We start from the raw sequence: 17,780 nt of genomic DNA on the forward strand, positions 1-17,780 counted from the left end.
GGCGCACTTTTTCGAGGGGGCAGTCACTGTGTGGGAATTGGTCAAATCCGGCGGCTGGATGATGTTGCCGATCATTCTGAGTTCCATCGCGGCACTGGGTATCGTTGCCGAACGCCTGTGGACCCTGCGGGCCAGCCGCGTGACCCCGGAGCATCTGCTCGGGCAGGTCTGGGTCTGGATCAAGGACAAGCAGTTGAACAAGGACAAGCTCAAGGAGCTGCGGGCCAGTTCGCCGCTGGGGGAAGTCCTCGCCGCTGGCCTGGCGAACTCCAAGCATGGTCGCGAGATCATGAAGGAGTGCATCGAGGAGGCCGCCGCCCGGGTCATCCATGAACTGGAGCGTTACATCAGTACCCTGGGCACCATCGCCGCCATGTCCCCGCTGCTGGGCCTGCTGGGTACGGTGCTGGGCATGATCGACATCTTCAGCGCATTTACCGGTTCCGGCATGACCACCAACGCCGCCGTACTGGCAGGGGGTATTTCCAAGGCCCTGATCACGACCGCCGCTGGCCTGATGGTCGGCATTCCGGCCGTGTTCTTCCATCGATTCCTGCAACGCCGCGTCGACGAGTTGGTGGTAGGCATGGAGCAGGAAGCCATCAAGTTGGTCGAGGTGGTGCAGGGTGATCGTGACGTGGACCTGGCTGGGGGCAAGAAGTGAAATTCCGCCGCAAGCCACGGGAAAACATCGAGATCAACCTCGCGTCGCTGATCGACGTGGTGTTCATCCTGCTGCTGTTTTTCGTCGTGACCACCACGTTCACCCGGGAAACACAGCTCAAGGTTGAGTTGCCGGAAGCCGTCAGCGGCTCGCCGGCCGAAGACCAGCAACTCAAGAACCTGGAAGTCACTATCAGCGCCGAGGGGGCGTTTTCGGTGAACAACCAATTGCTGCCCAAGAGCGACCTGGCGAGCCTGATCGAGGCCTTGCAGAAAGAGTCCGGCGGCGACACCAACCTGCCGCTATCCATCAGCGCCGACGGCAAGACCCCACATCAATCGGTGATCACCGCCATGGACGCGGCCGGCAAGCTCGGTTTCAGCCATCTGCGCATGACCACGGTCGAGGCGGCTCCCGCACCCTGATGGCCATGTCCGATCGATTGCTTGCCGCGTGGTACGACGGTCACCCGGCCCTGACCCTGCTACGCCCGCTGGAGTGGTTGTACCGGCGGGTGGTGGTGGGCAAGCGCGAGCGTTTCCTGGCAGGTGAAGGCCAGATCTACCAGCCGCCCGTGCCGTTGGTGGTGGTGGGCAATATCACTGTCGGCGGCACCGGCAAGACGCCGTTGATCCTGTGGCTGATCCAGCACTGCCAGCGCAGTGGCCTGCGGGTCGGGGTGGTCAGCCGGGGCTATGGTGCCAAACCGCCGCAACTGCCGTGGCGGGTCGCGGCCGAGCAGGGCGCCGATGTCGCGGGGGACGAGCCGCTGTTGATCGTCCAGCGCACGGGCGTGCCGTTGATGATCGACCCTGATCGCAGTCGCGCGGTCCAGGCGCTGCTGGAGAGCGAACCGCTGGACCTGATCCTGTCCGACGATGGCATGCAGCATTATCGATTGGCCCGGGACCTCGAGCTGGTGCTGATCGACAGCGCCCGCGGCCTGGGCAACCGGCGATGCCTGCCGGCCGGGCCGTTGCGCGAGCCGGTCGAGCGTCTGCAATCGGTCGACGCCGTGCTGTTCAACGGTGCCAGTGCCGACCGCGAGGACGGCTTCGCCTTCCAATTGCGCCCCACCGAACTGGTGAACCTGGCCAGTGGCGAGCGGTGGCCCCTCGACCATTTTCCACCCGGCCAGGCCTTGCACGCCGTGGCCGGCATCGGCAATCCCCAGCGTTTCTTCAAGACCCTCGAAACGCTACACTGGCGGCCCATACCGCACGGGTTTGCCGATCATGCCGAATACAGCGCCCAAGCCCTGAGTTTCACGCCATCGCTGCCGGTGGTCATGACGGAAAAAGACGCGGTCAAATGCCGTGCCTTCGCCGCGCCCGACTGGTGGTACCTGGCGGTAGACGCCGCGCCGTCACCGGCTTTCGCGGCCTGGTTCGATACGCAGTTGATGCGCCTGTTGCCGGATCGGCTCTTGCCTTAAAACCTTCACCCAGGGGAATTCCATGGACACCAAACTGCTCGATATTCTGGCCTGCCCGGTCTGCAAAGGCCCGCTCAAGCTCAGCGCCGACAAGACCGAACTGATCAGCAAGGGCGCTGGCCTGGCCTATCCGATTCGCGACGGCATCCCCGTGATGCTCGAAAGTGAAGCCCGCACCCTGACCACCGACGAGCGCCTGGATAAATGACCACCGCCTTTACCGTTGTCATTCCGTCGCGCTTTGCCTCGACGCGTCTGCCCGGCAAACCGCTGCTGTCGATTGCCGGCAAGCCGATGATCCAGCATGTCTGGGAACAGGCCTGCAAAAGCAACGCCCAGCGTGTCGTGGTGGCGACTGACGACGTACGTATCGTCGAGGCCTGCGAAGGCTTTGGTGCCGAGGTCGTGCTCACGCGCGAGGACCATAATTCCGGCACCGATCGCCTGGCGGAAGTCGCGGCGAAGCTTGGTCTGGCCGCCGACGCGATCGTCGTCAATGTGCAAGGTGACGAGCCGTTGATCCCGCCGAGCGTGATCGATCAGGTCGCCGCCAACCTCGCGGCCCACACCGAAGCGCGCATGGCCACCCTGGCCGAGCCGATCGAGGATGTGCAAACCCTGTTCAACCCTAACGTGGTCAAGGTGGTCAGTGACCTCAATGGCCTGGCGTTGACCTTCAGCCGCGCGACGTTGCCCTGGGCCCGGGATGCCTTCGCCCAAGACCGCGACGTGCTGCCAGAAGGCGTGCCGTACCGCCGTCACATCGGCATCTACGCCTACCGCGCCGGTTTCCTCCAGGACTTCGTCACCTGGGGCCCGTGCTGGCTGGAAAACACTGAAGCGCTGGAACAACTGCGGGCCTTGTGGCATGGCGTGCGAATCCACGTCGCCGATGCGTTGGTCGCCCCGCCGACCGGTGTCGACACCGCCGAAGACCTCGAGCGCGTTCGTCGGCTGCTGGAGGCCTGATGCGGGTCTTGTTCGTCTGCCTCGGCAATATCTGCCGCTCGCCCACCGCCGAAGGCATCCTGCGCCACAAGTTGCGCGAGGCCGGGCTGGCCGGGCAGGTGGAAGTCGCTTCCGCTGGCACCGGTGACTGGCACGTCGGCAAGGCGCCGGACAAGCGCAGCCAGGCCGCGGCCCTGCGGCGTGGCTACGACTTGTCGGCCCAGCGCGCGCAGCAGGTGACGCGCGCCGACTTCGCCGTCTACGACCTGATCCTGGCGATGGACAGCAGTAACTTGCGCAATCTCCAGGCCCTGCAACCGGCGAAGGGCAGGGCCGAGCTGGATCTGTTCCTGCGGCGCTACGAAGCCGAACTCGACGATGTGCCGGACCCGTATTACGACGGCGACCAGGGCTTCGAGCAGGTGCTGGACTTGATCGAGCGCGCGACGGATCGTCTGGTGGCCGAATTGAAGGGGCGGTTATGACCTTGCAGGTGCGGGCGGGCGTCAGCCTCAAGCCCTTCAACAGTTTTGGCGTGGACGTCAGCGCCCGCTTGTTCGCCGAAGCCCACAGCGACGCCGATGTACGCCAGGCGCTGGCCTACGCCAGCGAACATGGCGTGCCGTTGCTGGTGATCGGCGGCGGCAGTAACCTGCTGCTGACCGACGACATCGACGCCTTGGTGGTGCGCATGGCCAGCCAGGGGATCCGCCTGCTCAGCGATGACGGCGAGCGGGTGGTGGTCGAGGCCGAAGCCGGCGAACCCTGGCATCCCTTCGTCCAGCACACGCTGGCGCAAGGCTGGTCGGGCCTGGAAAACCTCAGCCTGATTCCCGGTACCGTGGGCGCGGCACCGATGCAAAACATCGGCGCCTACGGTGTGGAGATCAAGGATGTCTTCGCTGGCCTCACCGCGCTGGATCGTCAGACCGGCGAACTGCACGAGTTCACCCTCGACGAATGCCGTTTCGCCTACCGTGACAGCCTGTTCAAGCAACAGGCCGGGCGCTGGTTGATCCTGCGGGTGCGTTTCGCCCTCAGTCGCGCTGCGCACTTGCACCTGGAATACGGTCCGGTCCGCCAGCGATTGACCGAGCAGGGTATCGATCAGCCGACGCCAACGGATGTGAGCCGGGCCATTTGCAGCATTCGCAGCGAAAAACTCCCCGACCCAGCCGTGCTGGGCAACGCCGGCAGCTTCTTCAAGAACCCGCTGGTACCGGCCTCGCATGTGGTCCATCTCAAGCAGCAATACCCCGACCTGGTGGCTTATCCACAGCCTGGCGGGCAGATGAAAATCGCTGCCGGCTGGCTGATCGAACGGGCCGGCTGGAAGGGCTTTCGCGAGGGCGATGCCGGGGTGCATAAGTTGCAGGCGCTGGTGCTGGTCAATTACGGCAACGCTACCGGCCCGCAATTGTTGGACCTGGCCCTGCGTATCCAGAAAGACATTGCCGAACGGTTCCAGGTCGAGCTGGAAATGGAACCCAATCGGTACTGAGCGGCCTTCTCGAAATCGCCTGAAAAACGCCCTGCACACCCTGCACACGATCATTTGTGCAGGATTGTGCAGGGCGTTTTGCTTGATCCTGGGTTAATTTAGCCTCCTAACGATGCGACCATCGCATCCAAAAGGCCCGATGCAGACGCCTGCGTGCGCTTGCATAAGAGAGCCTGATCAGCCTGAGCCAGTCTGCGCCAACCGAACCGCTAACCCAGCGGCAGATTGCTCGACCCCATAATTCGATCACTGTGCGGGCGTGCCCATGATTACCCTGAAACTCAATGGAAAAGACCATCAACTGGATGTGACCGAGGACATGCCGCTGCTCTGGGCTATCCGGGATGTGGCTGGTTACAACGGCACCAAATTCGGCTGCGGCATGGGCCTGTGCGGCGCCTGCACCATCCACATCGACGGTGCCCCGGCGCGCAGCTGCATCACGCCAATCGGCTCGGTGAAAGGGCAGGCCATCAGCACCATCGACGGGCTTCACGCCGACCCGGTCGGGCAAGTCGTCCAGAAGGCCTGGCTCGATACTGCCGTGGCCCAGTGTGGTTACTGCCAGGGCGGGCAGATCATGTCCGCCACGGCGCTGCTCAAGACCAACCCCAACCCGAGCGATGAGCAGATCGAAGAAGCCATGGTCGGCAACCTCTGCCGTTGCGGCACCTACAACCGGATCAAGACCGCGATCCGCCAAGCCTCCACTCACCTGAAGGAGGCCAAGGCATGAGCCGCTTGCCCGATGATTTCGTGCTGAGCAACCTCAGCCGTCGTGGTTTCCTCAAGGGCGCGAGCGCCACCGGGGTGCTGGTGCTGGCCGCCACGTGGGGCCTGCCGGAGGCCTTTGCCGAAGAGAAGAAATTCGGCGCCGAGGGCATGCCCCATGGTGCGGTCGACGATCCCAAGGTCTATGTGAGCATTGCGGCCGACGGCAGCGTCACCGTGATTTGCAACCGTTCGGAAATGGGCCAGGGCGTGCGCACCAGCCTGAGCATGGTCGTGGCCGATGAGCTGGAGGCCGACTGGGCACTCGTCAAGGTCAAGCAAGCGCCGGCCGATGAAGCGCGTTTCGGCAACCAGGACACTGACGGCTCACGCAGCATGCGTCACTGGTACGAGCCGATGCGCCGTTGCGGGGCCGCCGCCCGGACCATGCTGGAACTGGCCGCCGCTGCACAGTGGAAGGTGCCAGTAGGCGAATGCCGTGCCCAGCTGCATAAAGTGCTGCACCAGCCTTCGGGGCGCGAACTGGGCTATGGCGAGTTGGCCGCTGCCGCGAGCGCCTTGCCGGTGCCGGCCCGTGACAGCCTGCGCCTCAAGCAGCCGTCCGAGTTCCGCTATATCGGCAAGGAAGCGAGCCGGGCCATCGACGGTGCGGACATCGTCAACGGTCGCGCAGTCTTCGGGGCTGACGTGCATTTCGAGGGCATGCTCTATGCCGTCATCGCGCGTCCGCCGGTCTATGGCGGCAAGGTCAAGAGCGTGGACAGCAGCGCGGCGCTGAAGGTGCCGGGCGTGGTCAAGGTGGTGTCGATTGAAGGGCGACCGCTGCCCTCGGAGTTCCAGCCGTTGGGCGGCGTGGCGGTGGTGGCGAAAAACACCTGGGCGGCGATCAAGGGTCGCGAGGCCCTGAAGATCCAGTGGGACGACGGCCCGAATGCCGGCTACGACTCCATTGCCTATCGCAAGGAGTTGGAAGCGGCGGCCCTCAAGCCTGGAAAAGTCGTGCGCAGCAGCGGCGATCTCGACGATGCGCTGGCCAAGGCTGATTCGACCTTAGAGGCATCGTATTACTTGCCGCACCTGTCGCAATCGCCTATGGAGCCGATGGTTGCCGTCGCCCGGTTCAAGGACGGTCAATGCGAAGCGTGGGCTCCGAGCCAGGCGCCGCAGGTCACTCGTGAACGTGTCGCCGAACGCCTGGGCATTCCTTTCGAGAAGGTCACGGTGAATATCACCTTGTTGGGCGGCGGTTTCGGGCGCAAGTCGAAACCCGACTTCGTCGTCGAAGCGGCGGTGCTCGCCAAGGAATTTCCCGGCCAGGCCGTACGCGTGCAGTGGACCCGTGAGGACGATATTCATCACTCGTATTTCCACACCGTATCGGCCGAATACTTGAAGGCTGGCTTGAACAAGGACGGCATGCCTTCCGGTTGGCTGCACCGCACCGTGGCTCCGACCATCACTGCATTGTTTGCACCGGGCATGACCCACGAGGCGCCCTTCGAAGTGGGCATGGGCGTGACCAACATGGCCTACGCCATTCCCAACCTGCGCCTGGAGAACCCCGAGGCGGTGGCCCATACCCGGGTGGGCTGGTACCGCTCGGTGTCGAATATTCCCCATGGTTTTGCGATCCAGAGCTTCATTGACGAGTTGGCCCACAAGGCCGGCCAGGATCCGCTGAAGTACCACCTCAAGCTGCTGGGCCCGGACCGCAAGATCGATCCGAATAGCCTCAATGACAGTTGGAACTACGGCGAATCCCCCGAGCGTTATCCGATCGATACGGCGCGAATCCGCACGGTGCTGGAAACCGCTGCGAAGGCTGCCGGTTGGGGGCGCGAGTTGCCCAAGGGCCGAGGGTTGGGGCTGGCGGTGCATTACAGTTTCGTCACTTACGTGGCGGCGGCGATCGAAGTCGAGGTCAAGGACGATGGCACGGTGATCGTGCACAAGGCGGACATCGCGGTGGACTGCGGTCCGCAGATCAACCCCGAACGCATCCGCTCGCAGTTCGAAGGCGCCTGTGTCATGGGCCTGGGCAATGCGATGGTCGGAGAGATCAGCTTCAAGGACGGCAAGGTGCAGCAGGACAATTTTCATATGTATGAAATCGCGCGCATGTCCTTGGCGCCCAAGGAGGTGGCGGTGCACCTGGTCACGCCGCCGGGCGAGGTGCCGTTGGGCGGTGTCGGCGAGCCGGGCGTGCCGCCGATTGCGCCAGCCTTGTGCAACGCGATCTTCGCCGCCACGGGCAAGCGTATCCGCGATTTGCCTGTGCGCTATCAGCTGCAAGGCTGGCAACAGGCGAAGGCCTGATGGACAGCGTCGATCTGAATGTCTTGCGCAGCGTGCTTGAATGGCGCCGCGCCGGGCAGCGGGTGGTGCTGTTCACTGTGGTCCAGACCTGGGGCACCGCGCCCAGGCCGCCGGGGGCGATGCTGGCCCTGCGTGAAGATGGCGTGGTGATTGGTTCGGTGTCGGGCGGTTGTGTCGAGGATGACCTGATCGCCCGGTTGCACGACGGCCGCATTCCGGCGGACGGTCCGCCGGTGCAACTGATCACCTATGGCGTTACTCGCGAAGAGGCGGCGCGCTTCGGCCTGCCGTGCGGTGGCACCCTGCGCCTGACTGAAGAGCGGGTGGGCGATCCGCACTGGGTCGCCCAGTTGCTGGAGCGTTGCGAGGCCCATGAAATCGTTGCCCGTGAGCTGACCGTCGCCAGCGGCAACGTGGTCTTGACCCCGGCCAGCAAGACCGACGCTTTGATGTTCGATGGGCAGGTGTTGCGGGCCATTTACGGCCCGCGTTGGCGGCTGCTGCTGATCGGTGCCGGGCAGCTGTCGCGCTACGTGGCGGAAATGGCCCGGCTGCTGGATTTCGAGGTGCTGATCTGCGATCCGCGCAAGGAGTTCGTCTACGGTTGGGAGGAGCAGCATGGGCGCTTCGTCACCGGCATGCCCGATGAAGCGGTGCTGAGCATCCAGACCGACGAGCGCACGGCCATTGTGGCCCTGACCCATGACCCACGTCTGGACGACATGGCGCTGCTCACGGCCTTGGACTCCAAGGCTTTTTATGTCGGCGCCCTGGGTTCGCGGGTCAACAGCCAGAAGCGCCGGGACAACCTGGCTCAGCTAGGCTTGTCAGCAGAGGCCATTGAACGCTTGCATGGACCGATTGGCTTGCACATCGGCAGTCACACCCCGGCGGAAATCGCCTTGTCGTTGCTGGCGGAAATCGTGGCCATCAAGAATGGCGTGGAGCTGCGGCAGAAAAAGCCGTTGTAAGCCGTGGGCAAGGAGGGCGTATGAGCGAGTCGATTGGCGTGATCATCCTGGCGGCGGGATCGGGTAGCCGTTTCCGCCGGATTGCAGGCCCAGACAAAGATAAATTGCTCGCCGATTGCACCGGCCGTGACGGTGCCGTGCGCTCGGTGATCGAGCAGGTGCTGGTGAATCTGCCGGCCTCCCTGGAAAAGCGTCTATTGGTGACGAGCAAGGACCGGCCACAAGCCATTCGCATGGCCCAGGCCTATGGCTGCGATTTCGTGGAGCTGGACTCTCCCGGCCTGGGCGACAGCATTGCCGCGGGTGTCCGGGCCTGCCCTGATCTTGATGGCTGGCTGATGGTGCTGGGCGACATGCCCTTCATCTTGCCGTCGAGCATCGAGCAGGTGGTGGCGGGGATTCGTGAGGATGGCATCAGCGTGCCGGTCCGGGCAGGGGAGTACGGGCATCCGGTGGGATTTGGTCGTGGGTTTGGGCCGAAATTGATGGCGTTGACTGGAGATCGTGGCGCCAAGGCATTGTTTGCCGGGGCGCAGGTGGTCGAAGTACCGGTGGACGATCCAGGCGTGACGTGGGATGTCGATGTGCCAGAGGCACTGACCTTCAAATAACAGGCGACGCAAAACCCTTTGGGAGCAAGCTCGCGAGGGCGGAGGGTCAATTTTGCAGTGATGTTGGATACCACAAAGTTTTTGGGAACAGCACGGTCCTGTGGCGAGGGAGCTTGCTCCCGCTGGGTCGCGCAGCGGCCCCCAGAAAGCGATGAGCGCTGCGCACTGGAGCGCCAGCCCGGTCAAGCGGGAGCAAGCTCCCTCGCCACAAAAGCTTCCCAGCCATCACGGCACAGATTGATCAACAGTAAACATTGTGAGCGAGCTTGCTCGGGCGCGAAAGCGGTTTGGCATTCAACATTGATGCTGGCTGAGCCAACGCTATCGCGAGCAAGCTCGGCTCCCACATTGGATCTCCAGTGGATATGAGCCTTGTGCCGGGCCCCGGCCTCCTGTGGGAGCGAGCCTGCTCGCGATAGCGGCCTGGCATTTACCATTGATGCAAGCTGAGCCGGCGCCTTCGCGAGCAGGCTCGCTCCCACATTTTTTCCGAGTTGCTCTCAGGTATCGTGCTCGCCACGAGTCCCTTGTGGGAGCGGGCTTGCTCGCGAAAGCAGTCTGACATTCAGCATTGATGCAAGCTGACCCGACGCCATCGCGAGCAAGCTCGGCTCCCACATTGGATCTTCAGTGGGCATAAGCCTTGTGCCCGGCCCCAGTCCCCTGTGGATAAGTCTGCAGGCATAAAAAAGCCCCGCCTGGCATTACCAGGCGGGGCTTTTTACTGGGCGGTGGAATCAGGCGTGAGGTTTAGGCTCGTGCTCTTTTTCCAGGGCTTCAGTGTGACGCGGTGCGATTTCTTCAGCGGCGTGCTGAGGTTCGTCGAACGTCGGTGCCGATTCAACCGGGGTCTCGGCGACCGGGGCAGGGGCTGCCTCGGCGACTTCTTCCACGGCTGGAGCGGGCTCGGCAGCAGGCGCTTGAGCGGCGGCAGCGGCAGCTTGTTCGGCTTCCTTCTGCAGGCGCTCGGCTTCACGCTTGCGACGACGCACTTCACGTGGATCGTTCGGCGCGCGGCCATTCGCGGTCAGGGCGCTGGCCGGTGCAGGCTCTTCCACCGGTGCAGGGGCTTCGGCAATCACAGGCGCTTCGACCACTGGAGCGGGCTCGACCACTTCTGGCTCGACCGCTTTCACGGGCTCTGGTGCCGGCTCAAGCTCGACTACAGGTGCCGGTGCGGCTGGCTCGGCGGCCCAGTTGAACGCAGTCTGCTCTTCGCGGACAGGCTCGGGTGCCTTTTCCTCGGCCGGTGCTTCGACGGCCGGTTCGGCAGCCACCACTGGCGTCTCGACGACCGGTGCAGGCTCGGCGGCGACTTCAGCTTCAGGCTGGGCTTCAGGTGCCGGTGCGAGTTCCACTTCTGGCGAAGCGGTGGTTTCTACCGGGGTGGTGGCTTCGACCGCAGGCGCTTCAACCGGCGCGCTTTCCACCGCAGCGGTGGCGCGTTCGGCTTGTTCGTGCGCCTGGGCTTCGGCCGGAGCGCTGATCGCGCTGCTGGCGACGGCCGCAGTCACGGCCAGGCCTGCGGCCAGGTCCGCAGCGCTTGGCGCTTCGGCGTTTTCGCTGGACTCGGACTCTTCCGAACCTTCGATCACGTTGCCGTTGGCGTCGCGTTGACGCTCACGACGGTTGCTGCGACGACGCTGGCCACGGGAGCGGCGGCGTGGACGATCACCTTCGGCGGTGTCCTGGCCGTCTTCCTGCAACTGCTCTTCGGCGTTCAGTACTTCTTCTTCGCTGGCAGCGGCGGCAGCCTGCTCGGCGCGTGGCTGGCGCTCTTCACGTGGCGGACGCGGTGCGCGTTCTTCACGTGGCGGGCGGGCCGGACGCTCTTCAGCAGTGGCAGCAGCCACGGCCGGAGCGGCATCCAGTGGCTCACGCAGTTCGCGAACACGCTCTTCACGCTCGCCACGTGGCTTGCGATCTTCACGCGGTGCGCGCGGCTGGCGTTCTTCACGCGGCGGACGCGGTGCGCGTTCTTCGCGGGCTACGACTGGCGCTTCCTCACGGGCCTCGCGCGGCTGGCGCTCTTCACGCGGCTCACGCGGCGCGCGTTCTTCACGCGGTGCACGTTCTTCGCGAGGCTTGCGCTCTTCGTCGCGACGGCCGTTGCGGTTGCGGGTTTGCTGGCGACCGTTGCGGCGTTCTTCGTTGCGGGCCGGACGCTCGGTAGCGGCAGGCTTGGCAACGGCGGCCGGGGCTGCTGGCTCTTCCTTGGTGGCGAACAGGCTGACCAGCGATTTCACCAGGCCTTTGAACAGGCTGGGTTCCGGAGCTGCGGCTGGGGCGGCAACCGGGGCAACCACTTCGGTAGGAACCGGAGCGTTGGCGCGGGCCGGTGCGGTCTTGACCGCGGCTTCCTGGCGAACCAGGGTGCGCGTGGCGGCGGCCGGTTGGACTTCTTCCACTTCGGCAGCGGCAGCAGCGATTTCGTAGCTGGACTGGTTGGTGTGGGCTTCCGGGCTGTCATCGCGCAGGCGCTGCACTTCGAAGTGCGGGGTCTCGAGGTGATCGTTCGGCAGGATGACGATACGGGCGCGGGTGCGCAGTTCGATCTTGGTGATCGAGTTGCGTTTTTCGTTGAGCAGGAACGCGGCCACCGGGATCGGCACTTGGGCGCGAACTTCGGCGGTGCGGTCTTTCAGGGCTTCTTCTTCGATCAGGCGCAGGATCGCCAGGGACAGCGACTCGACGTCACGGATGATGCCGGTGCCGTTGCAACGCGGGCAAACGATGCCGCTGCTTTCGCCCAAGGACGGACGCAGGCGCTGGCGGGACATTTCCAGCAGGCCGAAGCGAGAGATACGACCGACCTGTACGCGGGCGCGGTCTGCTTCCAGGCATTCACGGACCTTTTCTTCCACGGCGCGCTGGTTCTTGGCCGGGGTCATGTCGATGAAGTCGATGACGATCAGGCCGCCGATGTCGCGCAGACGCAACTGACGGGCAATTTCCTCGGCCGCTTCAAGGTTGGTCTGCAGGGCGGTTTCTTCGATGTCGCTGCCTTTGGTGGCGCGCGCCGAGTTGATGTCGATGGACACCAGGGCTTCGGTCGGGTCGATGACGATGGAGCCGCCGGACGGCAGTTCGACGACGCGCTGGAAGGCGGTCTCGATCTGGCTTTCGATCTGGAAACGGTTGAACAGCGGAACGCTGTCTTCGTAGAGCTTGATCTTGCTGGCGTACTGCGGCATCACCTGGCGAATGAAGGTCAGGGCTTCGTCCTGGGCTTCGACGCTGTCGATCAGCACTTCACCGATGTCCTGGCGCAGGTAATCGCGGATGGCTCGGATGATCACGTTGCTTTCCTGGTAGATCAGGAACGGTGCGGAGCGATCCAGCGAGGCTTCTTTGATGGCGGTCCACAGTTGCAGCAGGTAATCGAGGTCCCACTGCATTTCTTCGCTGCTGCGGCCCAGGCCGGCAGTGCGCACGATCAGGCCCATGTCGGCAGGGGCGACCAGGCCATTGAGGGCTTCACGCAGTTCGTTGCGCTCTTCGCCTTCGATGCGACGGGAGATGCCGCCGGCACGTGGGTTGTTCGGCATCAGGACCAGGTAACGGCCGGCCAGGCTGATGAAGGTGGTCAGGGCGGCGCCCTTGTTGCCACGCTCTTCTTTTTCGACCTGGACGATGACTTCCTGGCCTTCGCTCAGGACGTCCTTGATGTTGACGCGGCCTTCAGGGGCCTTCTTGAAGTATTCGCGGGAGATTTCTTTGAGGGGCAGGAAGCCGTGGCGCTCGGAGCCGAAATCGACAAAGGCAGCCTCGAGGCTTGGTTCGATGCGAGTAATCCGGCCTTTATAGATGTTGGCCTTCTTCTGCTCGCGTGCACCGGATTCGATATCCAGGTCGTAGAGGCGCTGGCCGTCTACCAGTGCAACACGCAACTCTTCGGGTTGAGTTGCGTTAATCAGCATTCTTTTCATGTAGTACCGTCGGTTTCCGGGCTGCCGGAAACGGCGTTCGGCACACACGACTTCTCACGGTCGGTGTCAGGTGCGTCCTGGAGGTGGCAAGGCCATTCCAGTGTCCAGCGAGTTCGGCCCAATGATGGCGAAGTCGCGACGGACGCGTCCTGCTTGCTGGTACTCAAGCACTCAGTCAGGAGGAGGAATCAACCGGCGTCTGTGGACGAGATGAAGCGTCTAAATATAAGCCTAGTGCTACACAGTCCGACGGTTGTACGTCTCCACCCTACACGTATCCCTGATAATTCGGGTGCTGCCGCGCGCAGAATCCGCAGCGGGTTGGCATTTACCGTGAGCTCCGGAAGGGGAGGTCACGCATCATGGCTAATTTAGGCGTTGTTTCCGAAGCTCTCGCTCGGGGTCGTTCGCAGCTGACTGCACTTTGTGAACTGGCCGTGAATGTGGCGCGCAAGGCGAGTCAAAACTCTGCTTTGCGGCGTATCTCAGGCCTCATGTCACCTGCGCTCGTTACACCTGAAAACTCTACCGTTACGTAGCGAAAGCCCCGTAGGACGGCCTCTCGTCCTCGTGAATTGCGTTGGTCAGGGCCGGTTTTTGACCGCTGGTCCACTGTCCAGCCACTTTTGGCGGCGTTCGCGACTATAGCAGCAATGATTAAGTGCTTCAATTCCATAAAAAATTGTTATGATCGCCGCCATGACAACTACTGCCCCTTCGACCCCTGGCGTTCAACTGCTCGAGGTCTCGCCGGAATATGCCGGCCAACGAATCGATAATTTCCTGCTGGCCCGGCTCAAAGGCGTGCCCAAGACCTTGATCTACCGCATTTTGCGCAAAGGCGAAGTGCGGGTGAACAAAGGTCGGATAAAGCCCGAATACAAGCTCCAGGCCGGCGACATCGTGCGCGTGCCCCCGGTTCGCGTGCCCGAGCGCGATGAGCCGGTACCGCTGGCCCAGGGATTGTTGCAACGCCTTGAAGCGTCGATCATCTATGAAGACAAGGCCCTGATCGTGATCAACAAGCCCGCGGGCATTGCGGTCCACGGTGGCAGCGGCCTGAATTTCGGCGTGATCGAAGCCTTTCGTCAGTTGCGTCCGGACGCCAAGGAGCTGGAGTTGGTCCATCGCCTCGACCGCGACACCTCCGGCCTGCTGATGATTGCCAAGAAACGCAGCATGTTGCGCCATCTGCACGAGCAGTTGCGCGGCGATGGTGTCGACAAGCGCTACATGGCGCTGGTGCGTGGGCGCTGGGAGACCTCCATCAAGCAGGTCCGTGCGCCGCTGCTCAAGAGCAACCTGCGTTCCGGCGAGCGCATGGTGGAAGTCAACGAGGAGGGCAAGGAGGCGCTGACGGTGTTCAAGGTATTGCGCCGTTTCGACGACTTCGCCACCTTGGTCGAGGCCAAGCCGGTGACTGGGCGTACGCACCAGATCCGCGTCCATACCCTGCACGCCGGCCACTGCATTGCCGGTGACAGCAAATACGGCGACGACGATTTCACCAAGGAAATCCGCGACCTGGGCGGCAAGCGCCTGTTTCTCCATGCCTATATGCTCACCGTGCCGCTGCCCGATGGTGGCGAGCTGAAGTTGCAGGCCCCGGTGGATGACATGTGGGCCAAGACCGTGGAGCGGTTGAGTGCATCCTGACTACAAATTGCTGATCTTCGATTGGGACGGCACTCTGGCGAACTCTATTGGTCGGATTGTCGAGGCGATGCATGTCGCATCGGATCGTTCGGGTTTGGCCCGGTGCGACGATTTTGCAGTGAAGGGCATCATTGGCCTGGGATTGCCGGAAGCGATTCGCAGCTTGTATCCGGGGATCGATGACGAAGCGCTGGTGGTTTTTCGCCAGCACTATGCCGATCACTACATCGCGCTGGAGGCTGAGCCTTCGCCGTTGTTCGAGGGCGTGGTTCATACCCTTGAAACCTTGAAGGGCGAGGGTTATCGCTTGGCGGTCGCGACCGGCAAGGCTCGTCGGGGGCTGGATCGGGTATTGAAGGCCCATGGTTGGGACGATTATTTCGATATCACTCGTGCCGCCGATGAGACGGCCAGCAAACCGCATCCGTTGATGCTCGAACAGATACTGGCCCATTGTGGGGCAGAGCCTGCGCAAGCGTTGATGGTGGGGGATTCCTCGTTCGACCTGCAGATGGCGCGTAACGCCGGCATGGGTTCGGTGGCTGTCAGCTATGGTGCGCAGTCCATCGAGGCGCTCAAGGCGTTCGAGCCGCGACTGGCGATCGACCATTTTCCTGAGTTGCACGCCTGGCTGAGCCGGCGCGCTGATTAAAGTCTGTTGAGGATGCATGTATGACCGATGAATGGAAGGCACCGGCCAAAGCGAGCGCTGACAACGGTGACGAAAAAAGCTGGAAGCTGTTGGAAAAGACCCTGCTGGCCGGGGTGGAAGAGCAGCGTCGTGCGCGCCGGTGGGGGATCTTCTTCAAGTGCCTGGTCTTTATCTATCTGTTCTTCGGCTTGGCGCTGATCTACCAGGCGGTTGACGGGAAAACGAGTCCGGGAGGCGGTGCAGCCTATACGGCGGTCATCGATATTGAAGGCATGATCGCCGACAAGGAAGCGGCTAGCGCGGACAACATCATCGGTAGCCTGCGAGCTGCGTTCGAAGACTCGAAAGTCAAAGGGGTGGTGCTGCGCATCAATAGCCCGGGCGGCAGTCCGGTACAGGCCGGCTACGTCTATGACGAAATCGTTCGTTTGCGTGCGGCGCACCCGGATACCAAGCTCTACGCGGTGATTTCCGACCTTGGCGCTTCCGGTGCTTATTACATCGCCAGTGCGGCGGACCAGATCTACGCCGACAAGGCCAGTCTGGTGGGTTCCATTGGCGTGACGGCGGCCGGTTATGGCTTCGTCGAGACGCTGGGCAAGCTCGGGGTGGAGCGCCGGGTCTACACCGCGGGCGAGCATAAATCCTTCCTTGATCCGTTCCAGCCGCAAAAGCCCGAGGAAACGGCGTTCTGGCAGGGCGTGCTTGACACCACTCACAAGCAGTTCATCGCCAGCGTCAAGAAAGGGCGGGGCGAGCGCCTGAAAGACAAAGAGCATCCAGAGTTGTTCTCCGGGCTGGTCTGGTCGGGCGAGCAGGCGTTGCCGCTGGGCTTGATCGATGGCTTGGGCAGCGCCAGTTCGGTGGCTCGGGATGTGATCGGTGAGAAGGAGTTGGTGGATTTCACCGTCGAAGAGTCGCCGATCGACCGCTTCTCGAAGAGGTTGGGTGCCAGTGTCGCCCAGCATCTGGCGATGTGGATGGGGCTCCAGGGGCCTGCGTTGCGCTAGGCGTCTCGCGATATAGTGGGTGCAAGTTCCCCTGTGGCGAGGGAGCTTGCTCCCGCTGGGCTGCGAAGCGGCCCCAGATTTTGCGGTCGCTGCGCAACCGAACGGGAGCAAGCTCCCTCGCCACGGATTTTAGCGTTAGGGAACCTGCACGCCCTCGGCCAGCAACATATCCACAAGACGAATCAGCGGCAGCCCGATCAGGCTGGTGGCGTCCGTCCCTTCGGTGCTCTGGAACAGGCTTACGCCAAGCCCTTCGGCCTTGAAGCTGCCGGCGCAGTCGTAGGGTTGTTCGGCGCGCAGGTAGCGTTCGACGCGCTCTGGGTCCAGGGTGCGCATGTTGACGGTAAACGGAACGCAATCGACCTGGCAGGCGCCGGTCTGGCTGTTGAGCAGCGCCAGGCCGGTCAGGAACGTGACCCTGGCGCCGCTGGCGGCCAGCAGTTGTTCGCGCGCATTGTCGAAGGTGTGGGGCTTGCCCAGGATGCGCTCGCCGAGTACGGCGACCTGGTCCGAGCCGATGATCAGGTGTGCCGGATGGCTGTCGGCCAGCGCCCGGGCTTTTTCCTGGGCCAGGCGTTTGACCAGCTCGACGGCGGGCTCGCCAGGGCGATGGCTTTCGTCGATATCGGGTGAGCTGCAGACGAACGGCAGTCCCAGGCGGGCAAGCAATTCCCGGCGATAGGTCGAGCTCGAGGCAAGTAATAAAGGCAGCATGGACGTCTCCAGGAGGCAGGGGTGAATTCTAGCGAGGCACGCAAGTGACGGACAGGGCTGAATTTCCTTTGACATGGCTGGGGGCATCCCTATAATGCTGCGCCTATGTTGAATGACCCGATTCCACCTCACGTTGACCCGCGCAAATTGGCTGACCGTGGCACCACCCTTCAAGGTGAACTGCTGCTGGCCGATTTGAAGAGACTCTGCGACCCGCTTTCCGACGATGTCGGTACGGTCCAGGCCAAATTCGTTTTTGAACGAGATGAACGTAAATCTGTGGTGATCCACAGCTTTATCGACACTGAAGTCAAAATGATTTGCCAGCGTTGTCTTGAGCTGGTCACCCTGCCGATCCACAGCGAATGCAGTTACGCCGTGGTGAAGGAGGGTGCGAATACCCAGTCGTTGCCGAAAGGTTATGACGTGCTGGAACTGGGCGAAGATCCATTGGATCTGCAGTCACTGATCGAGGAGGAGCTTCTGCTCGCCTTGCCCATTGTGCCTGCTCATCATCCGGAAGAATGCCAGCAGCCGGCGGGAGCAGATGAGCCCGAACCGAGCGAGGACGAGGTAACGCGGTCCAACCCGTTCAGTGTATTGGCGCAGTTAAAGCGTGACCCAAACGTTTAGGAGTTAAT

Annotated in this window: 17 protein-coding genes; 15 read left to right on the plus strand and 2 right to left on the minus strand. The window is 62.9% G+C overall.

Going from position 1 to position 17,780, the window contains the following annotated elements:
- Positions 1–28 precede the first annotated feature (28 nt).
- From J3361_RS12080 to J3361_RS12130, 11 genes are all read left to right on the plus strand, one after another.
- Positions 29–664, plus strand: a complete 636-nt coding sequence (locus J3361_RS12080; RefSeq protein ID WP_162254895.1) for a MotA/TolQ/ExbB proton channel family protein — start codon at positions 29–31, stop codon at positions 662–664.
- A complete protein-coding gene (locus J3361_RS12085) occupies positions 661–1,089 on the plus strand; it encodes a biopolymer transporter ExbD (RefSeq protein WP_207964794.1) in 429 nt (142 codons plus the stop codon). The genes J3361_RS12080 and J3361_RS12085 overlap by 4 nt, the downstream gene beginning before the upstream one ends.
- Positions 1,089–2,099, plus strand: a complete 1,011-nt coding sequence (lpxK, locus tag J3361_RS12090; RefSeq protein ID WP_207964795.1) for a tetraacyldisaccharide 4'-kinase — start codon at positions 1,089–1,091, stop codon at positions 2,097–2,099. The genes J3361_RS12085 and lpxK overlap by 1 nt, the downstream gene beginning before the upstream one ends.
- Before the next feature lie 22 nt (positions 2,100–2,121).
- Entirely contained in the window at positions 2,122–2,307 is a 186-nt protein-coding gene (locus tag J3361_RS12095; protein ID WP_003179363.1) for a Trm112 family protein, read from the plus strand.
- Positions 2,304–3,068 carry a 3-deoxy-manno-octulosonate cytidylyltransferase gene (kdsB, locus tag J3361_RS12100; protein ID WP_207964796.1) on the plus strand — a complete coding sequence of 255 codons (765 nt, stop codon included), beginning with the start codon at positions 2,304–2,306 and terminating at the stop codon, positions 3,066–3,068. Before J3361_RS12095 ends, kdsB begins: the two co-directional genes overlap by 4 nt.
- Positions 3,068–3,532: a low molecular weight protein-tyrosine-phosphatase gene (locus tag J3361_RS12105; RefSeq protein WP_207964797.1), complete on the plus strand. Its 465-nt coding sequence runs from the start codon at positions 3,068–3,070 to the stop codon at positions 3,530–3,532. The genes kdsB and J3361_RS12105 overlap by 1 nt, the downstream gene beginning before the upstream one ends.
- A complete protein-coding gene (murB, locus tag J3361_RS12110) occupies positions 3,529–4,548 on the plus strand; it encodes a UDP-N-acetylmuramate dehydrogenase (RefSeq protein ID WP_207964798.1) in 1,020 nt (339 codons plus the stop codon). Before J3361_RS12105 ends, murB begins: the two co-directional genes overlap by 4 nt.
- Positions 4,549–4,813: 265 nt before the next feature.
- Positions 4,814–5,284 carry a (2Fe-2S)-binding protein gene (locus J3361_RS12115; protein ID WP_053123841.1) on the plus strand — a complete coding sequence of 157 codons (471 nt, stop codon included), beginning with the start codon at positions 4,814–4,816 and terminating at the stop codon, positions 5,282–5,284.
- Positions 5,281–7,596, plus strand: coding sequence for a xanthine dehydrogenase family protein molybdopterin-binding subunit (locus J3361_RS12120; RefSeq protein ID WP_207964799.1), 2,316 nt, complete (start codon positions 5,281–5,283; stop codon positions 7,594–7,596). The genes J3361_RS12115 and J3361_RS12120 overlap by 4 nt, the downstream gene beginning before the upstream one ends.
- Positions 7,596–8,567: an XdhC family protein gene (locus tag J3361_RS12125; RefSeq protein WP_207964800.1), complete on the plus strand. Its 972-nt coding sequence runs from the start codon at positions 7,596–7,598 to the stop codon at positions 8,565–8,567. The genes J3361_RS12120 and J3361_RS12125 overlap by 1 nt, the downstream gene beginning before the upstream one ends.
- Before the next feature lie 20 nt (positions 8,568–8,587).
- Positions 8,588–9,178, plus strand: a complete 591-nt coding sequence (locus tag J3361_RS12130; RefSeq protein ID WP_207964801.1) for a nucleotidyltransferase family protein — start codon at positions 8,588–8,590, stop codon at positions 9,176–9,178.
- Positions 9,179–9,915: 737 nt separating this feature from the next.
- Here the strand turns inward: J3361_RS12130 and rne are convergent.
- Positions 9,916–13,107: a ribonuclease E gene (gene rne, locus J3361_RS12135; RefSeq protein ID WP_207964802.1), complete on the minus strand. Its 3,192-nt coding sequence runs from the start codon at positions 13,105–13,107 to the stop codon at positions 9,916–9,918.
- 699 nt (positions 13,108–13,806) lie between these two features.
- Between rne and rluC the strand changes: the two genes are divergently transcribed.
- From rluC to J3361_RS12150, 3 genes are read left to right on the plus strand one after another with little or no spacing between them, the layout of a single operon-like run.
- Positions 13,807–14,763, plus strand: coding sequence for a 23S rRNA pseudouridine(955/2504/2580) synthase RluC (gene rluC, locus J3361_RS12140; RefSeq protein WP_063325247.1), 957 nt, complete (start codon positions 13,807–13,809; stop codon positions 14,761–14,763).
- Complete coding sequence (locus tag J3361_RS12145; protein ID WP_207964803.1) at positions 14,753–15,415, plus strand: HAD-IA family hydrolase; 663 nt, start codon at positions 14,753–14,755, stop codon at positions 15,413–15,415. The genes rluC and J3361_RS12145 overlap by 11 nt, the downstream gene beginning before the upstream one ends.
- A gap of 20 nt (positions 15,416–15,435) precedes the next feature.
- Positions 15,436–16,425, plus strand: a complete 990-nt coding sequence (locus J3361_RS12150; RefSeq protein ID WP_207964804.1) for a S49 family peptidase — start codon at positions 15,436–15,438, stop codon at positions 16,423–16,425.
- Between the two features lie 135 nt (positions 16,426–16,560).
- On the opposite strand, the gene J3361_RS12155 is transcribed toward J3361_RS12150, so the two are convergent.
- Positions 16,561–17,139: a nucleoside triphosphate pyrophosphatase gene (locus tag J3361_RS12155; protein ID WP_207964805.1), complete on the minus strand. Its 579-nt coding sequence runs from the start codon at positions 17,137–17,139 to the stop codon at positions 16,561–16,563.
- Positions 17,140–17,244: 105 nt separating this feature from the next.
- Here J3361_RS12155 and J3361_RS12160 point away from each other — a divergent pair, with 105 nt between their 5' ends.
- On the plus strand, positions 17,245–17,772 hold the full coding sequence (locus J3361_RS12160; RefSeq protein ID WP_181287944.1) for a YceD family protein: 528 nt from the start codon (positions 17,245–17,247) through the stop codon (positions 17,770–17,772).
- Positions 17,773–17,780: the final 8 nt, after the last annotated feature.

Origin of the sequence: Pseudomonas sp. OA65 (genome assembly GCF_017498305.1) — a bacterium.
Lineage (GTDB): Bacteria > Pseudomonadota > Gammaproteobacteria > Pseudomonadales > Pseudomonadaceae > Aquipseudomonas > Aquipseudomonas zanjanensis.

Excerpts from the sequence above, each read along its gene's own strand:
- J3361_RS12125 (WP_207964800.1), top strand. The coding sequence starts at position 7,596 with ATGGACAGCGTCGATCTGAATGTCTTGCGCAGCGTGCTTGAATGGCGC.
- J3361_RS12155 (WP_207964805.1), bottom strand. The coding sequence starts at position 17,139 with ATGCTGCCTTTATTACTTGCCTCGAGCTCGACCTATCGCCGGGAATTG.
- rne (WP_207964802.1), bottom strand. The coding sequence starts at position 13,107 with ATGAAAAGAATGCTGATTAACGCAACTCAACCCGAAGAGTTGCGTGTT.
- J3361_RS12095 (WP_003179363.1), top strand. The coding sequence starts at position 2,122 with ATGGACACCAAACTGCTCGATATTCTGGCCTGCCCGGTCTGCAAAGGC.
- murB (WP_207964798.1), top strand. The coding sequence starts at position 3,529 with ATGACCTTGCAGGTGCGGGCGGGCGTCAGCCTCAAGCCCTTCAACAGT.
- lpxK (WP_207964795.1), top strand. The coding sequence starts at position 1,089 with ATGGCCATGTCCGATCGATTGCTTGCCGCGTGGTACGACGGTCACCCG.
- J3361_RS12105 (WP_207964797.1), top strand. The coding sequence starts at position 3,068 with ATGCGGGTCTTGTTCGTCTGCCTCGGCAATATCTGCCGCTCGCCCACC.
- J3361_RS12115 (WP_053123841.1), top strand. The coding sequence starts at position 4,814 with ATGATTACCCTGAAACTCAATGGAAAAGACCATCAACTGGATGTGACC.
- J3361_RS12150 (WP_207964804.1), top strand. The coding sequence starts at position 15,436 with ATGACCGATGAATGGAAGGCACCGGCCAAAGCGAGCGCTGACAACGGT.
- J3361_RS12120 (WP_207964799.1), top strand. The coding sequence starts at position 5,281 with ATGAGCCGCTTGCCCGATGATTTCGTGCTGAGCAACCTCAGCCGTCGT.
- J3361_RS12130 (WP_207964801.1), top strand. The coding sequence starts at position 8,588 with ATGAGCGAGTCGATTGGCGTGATCATCCTGGCGGCGGGATCGGGTAGC.
- J3361_RS12160 (WP_181287944.1), top strand. The coding sequence starts at position 17,245 with ATGTTGAATGACCCGATTCCACCTCACGTTGACCCGCGCAAATTGGCT.
- kdsB (WP_207964796.1), top strand. The coding sequence starts at position 2,304 with ATGACCACCGCCTTTACCGTTGTCATTCCGTCGCGCTTTGCCTCGACG.
- rluC (WP_063325247.1), top strand. The coding sequence starts at position 13,807 with ATGACAACTACTGCCCCTTCGACCCCTGGCGTTCAACTGCTCGAGGTC.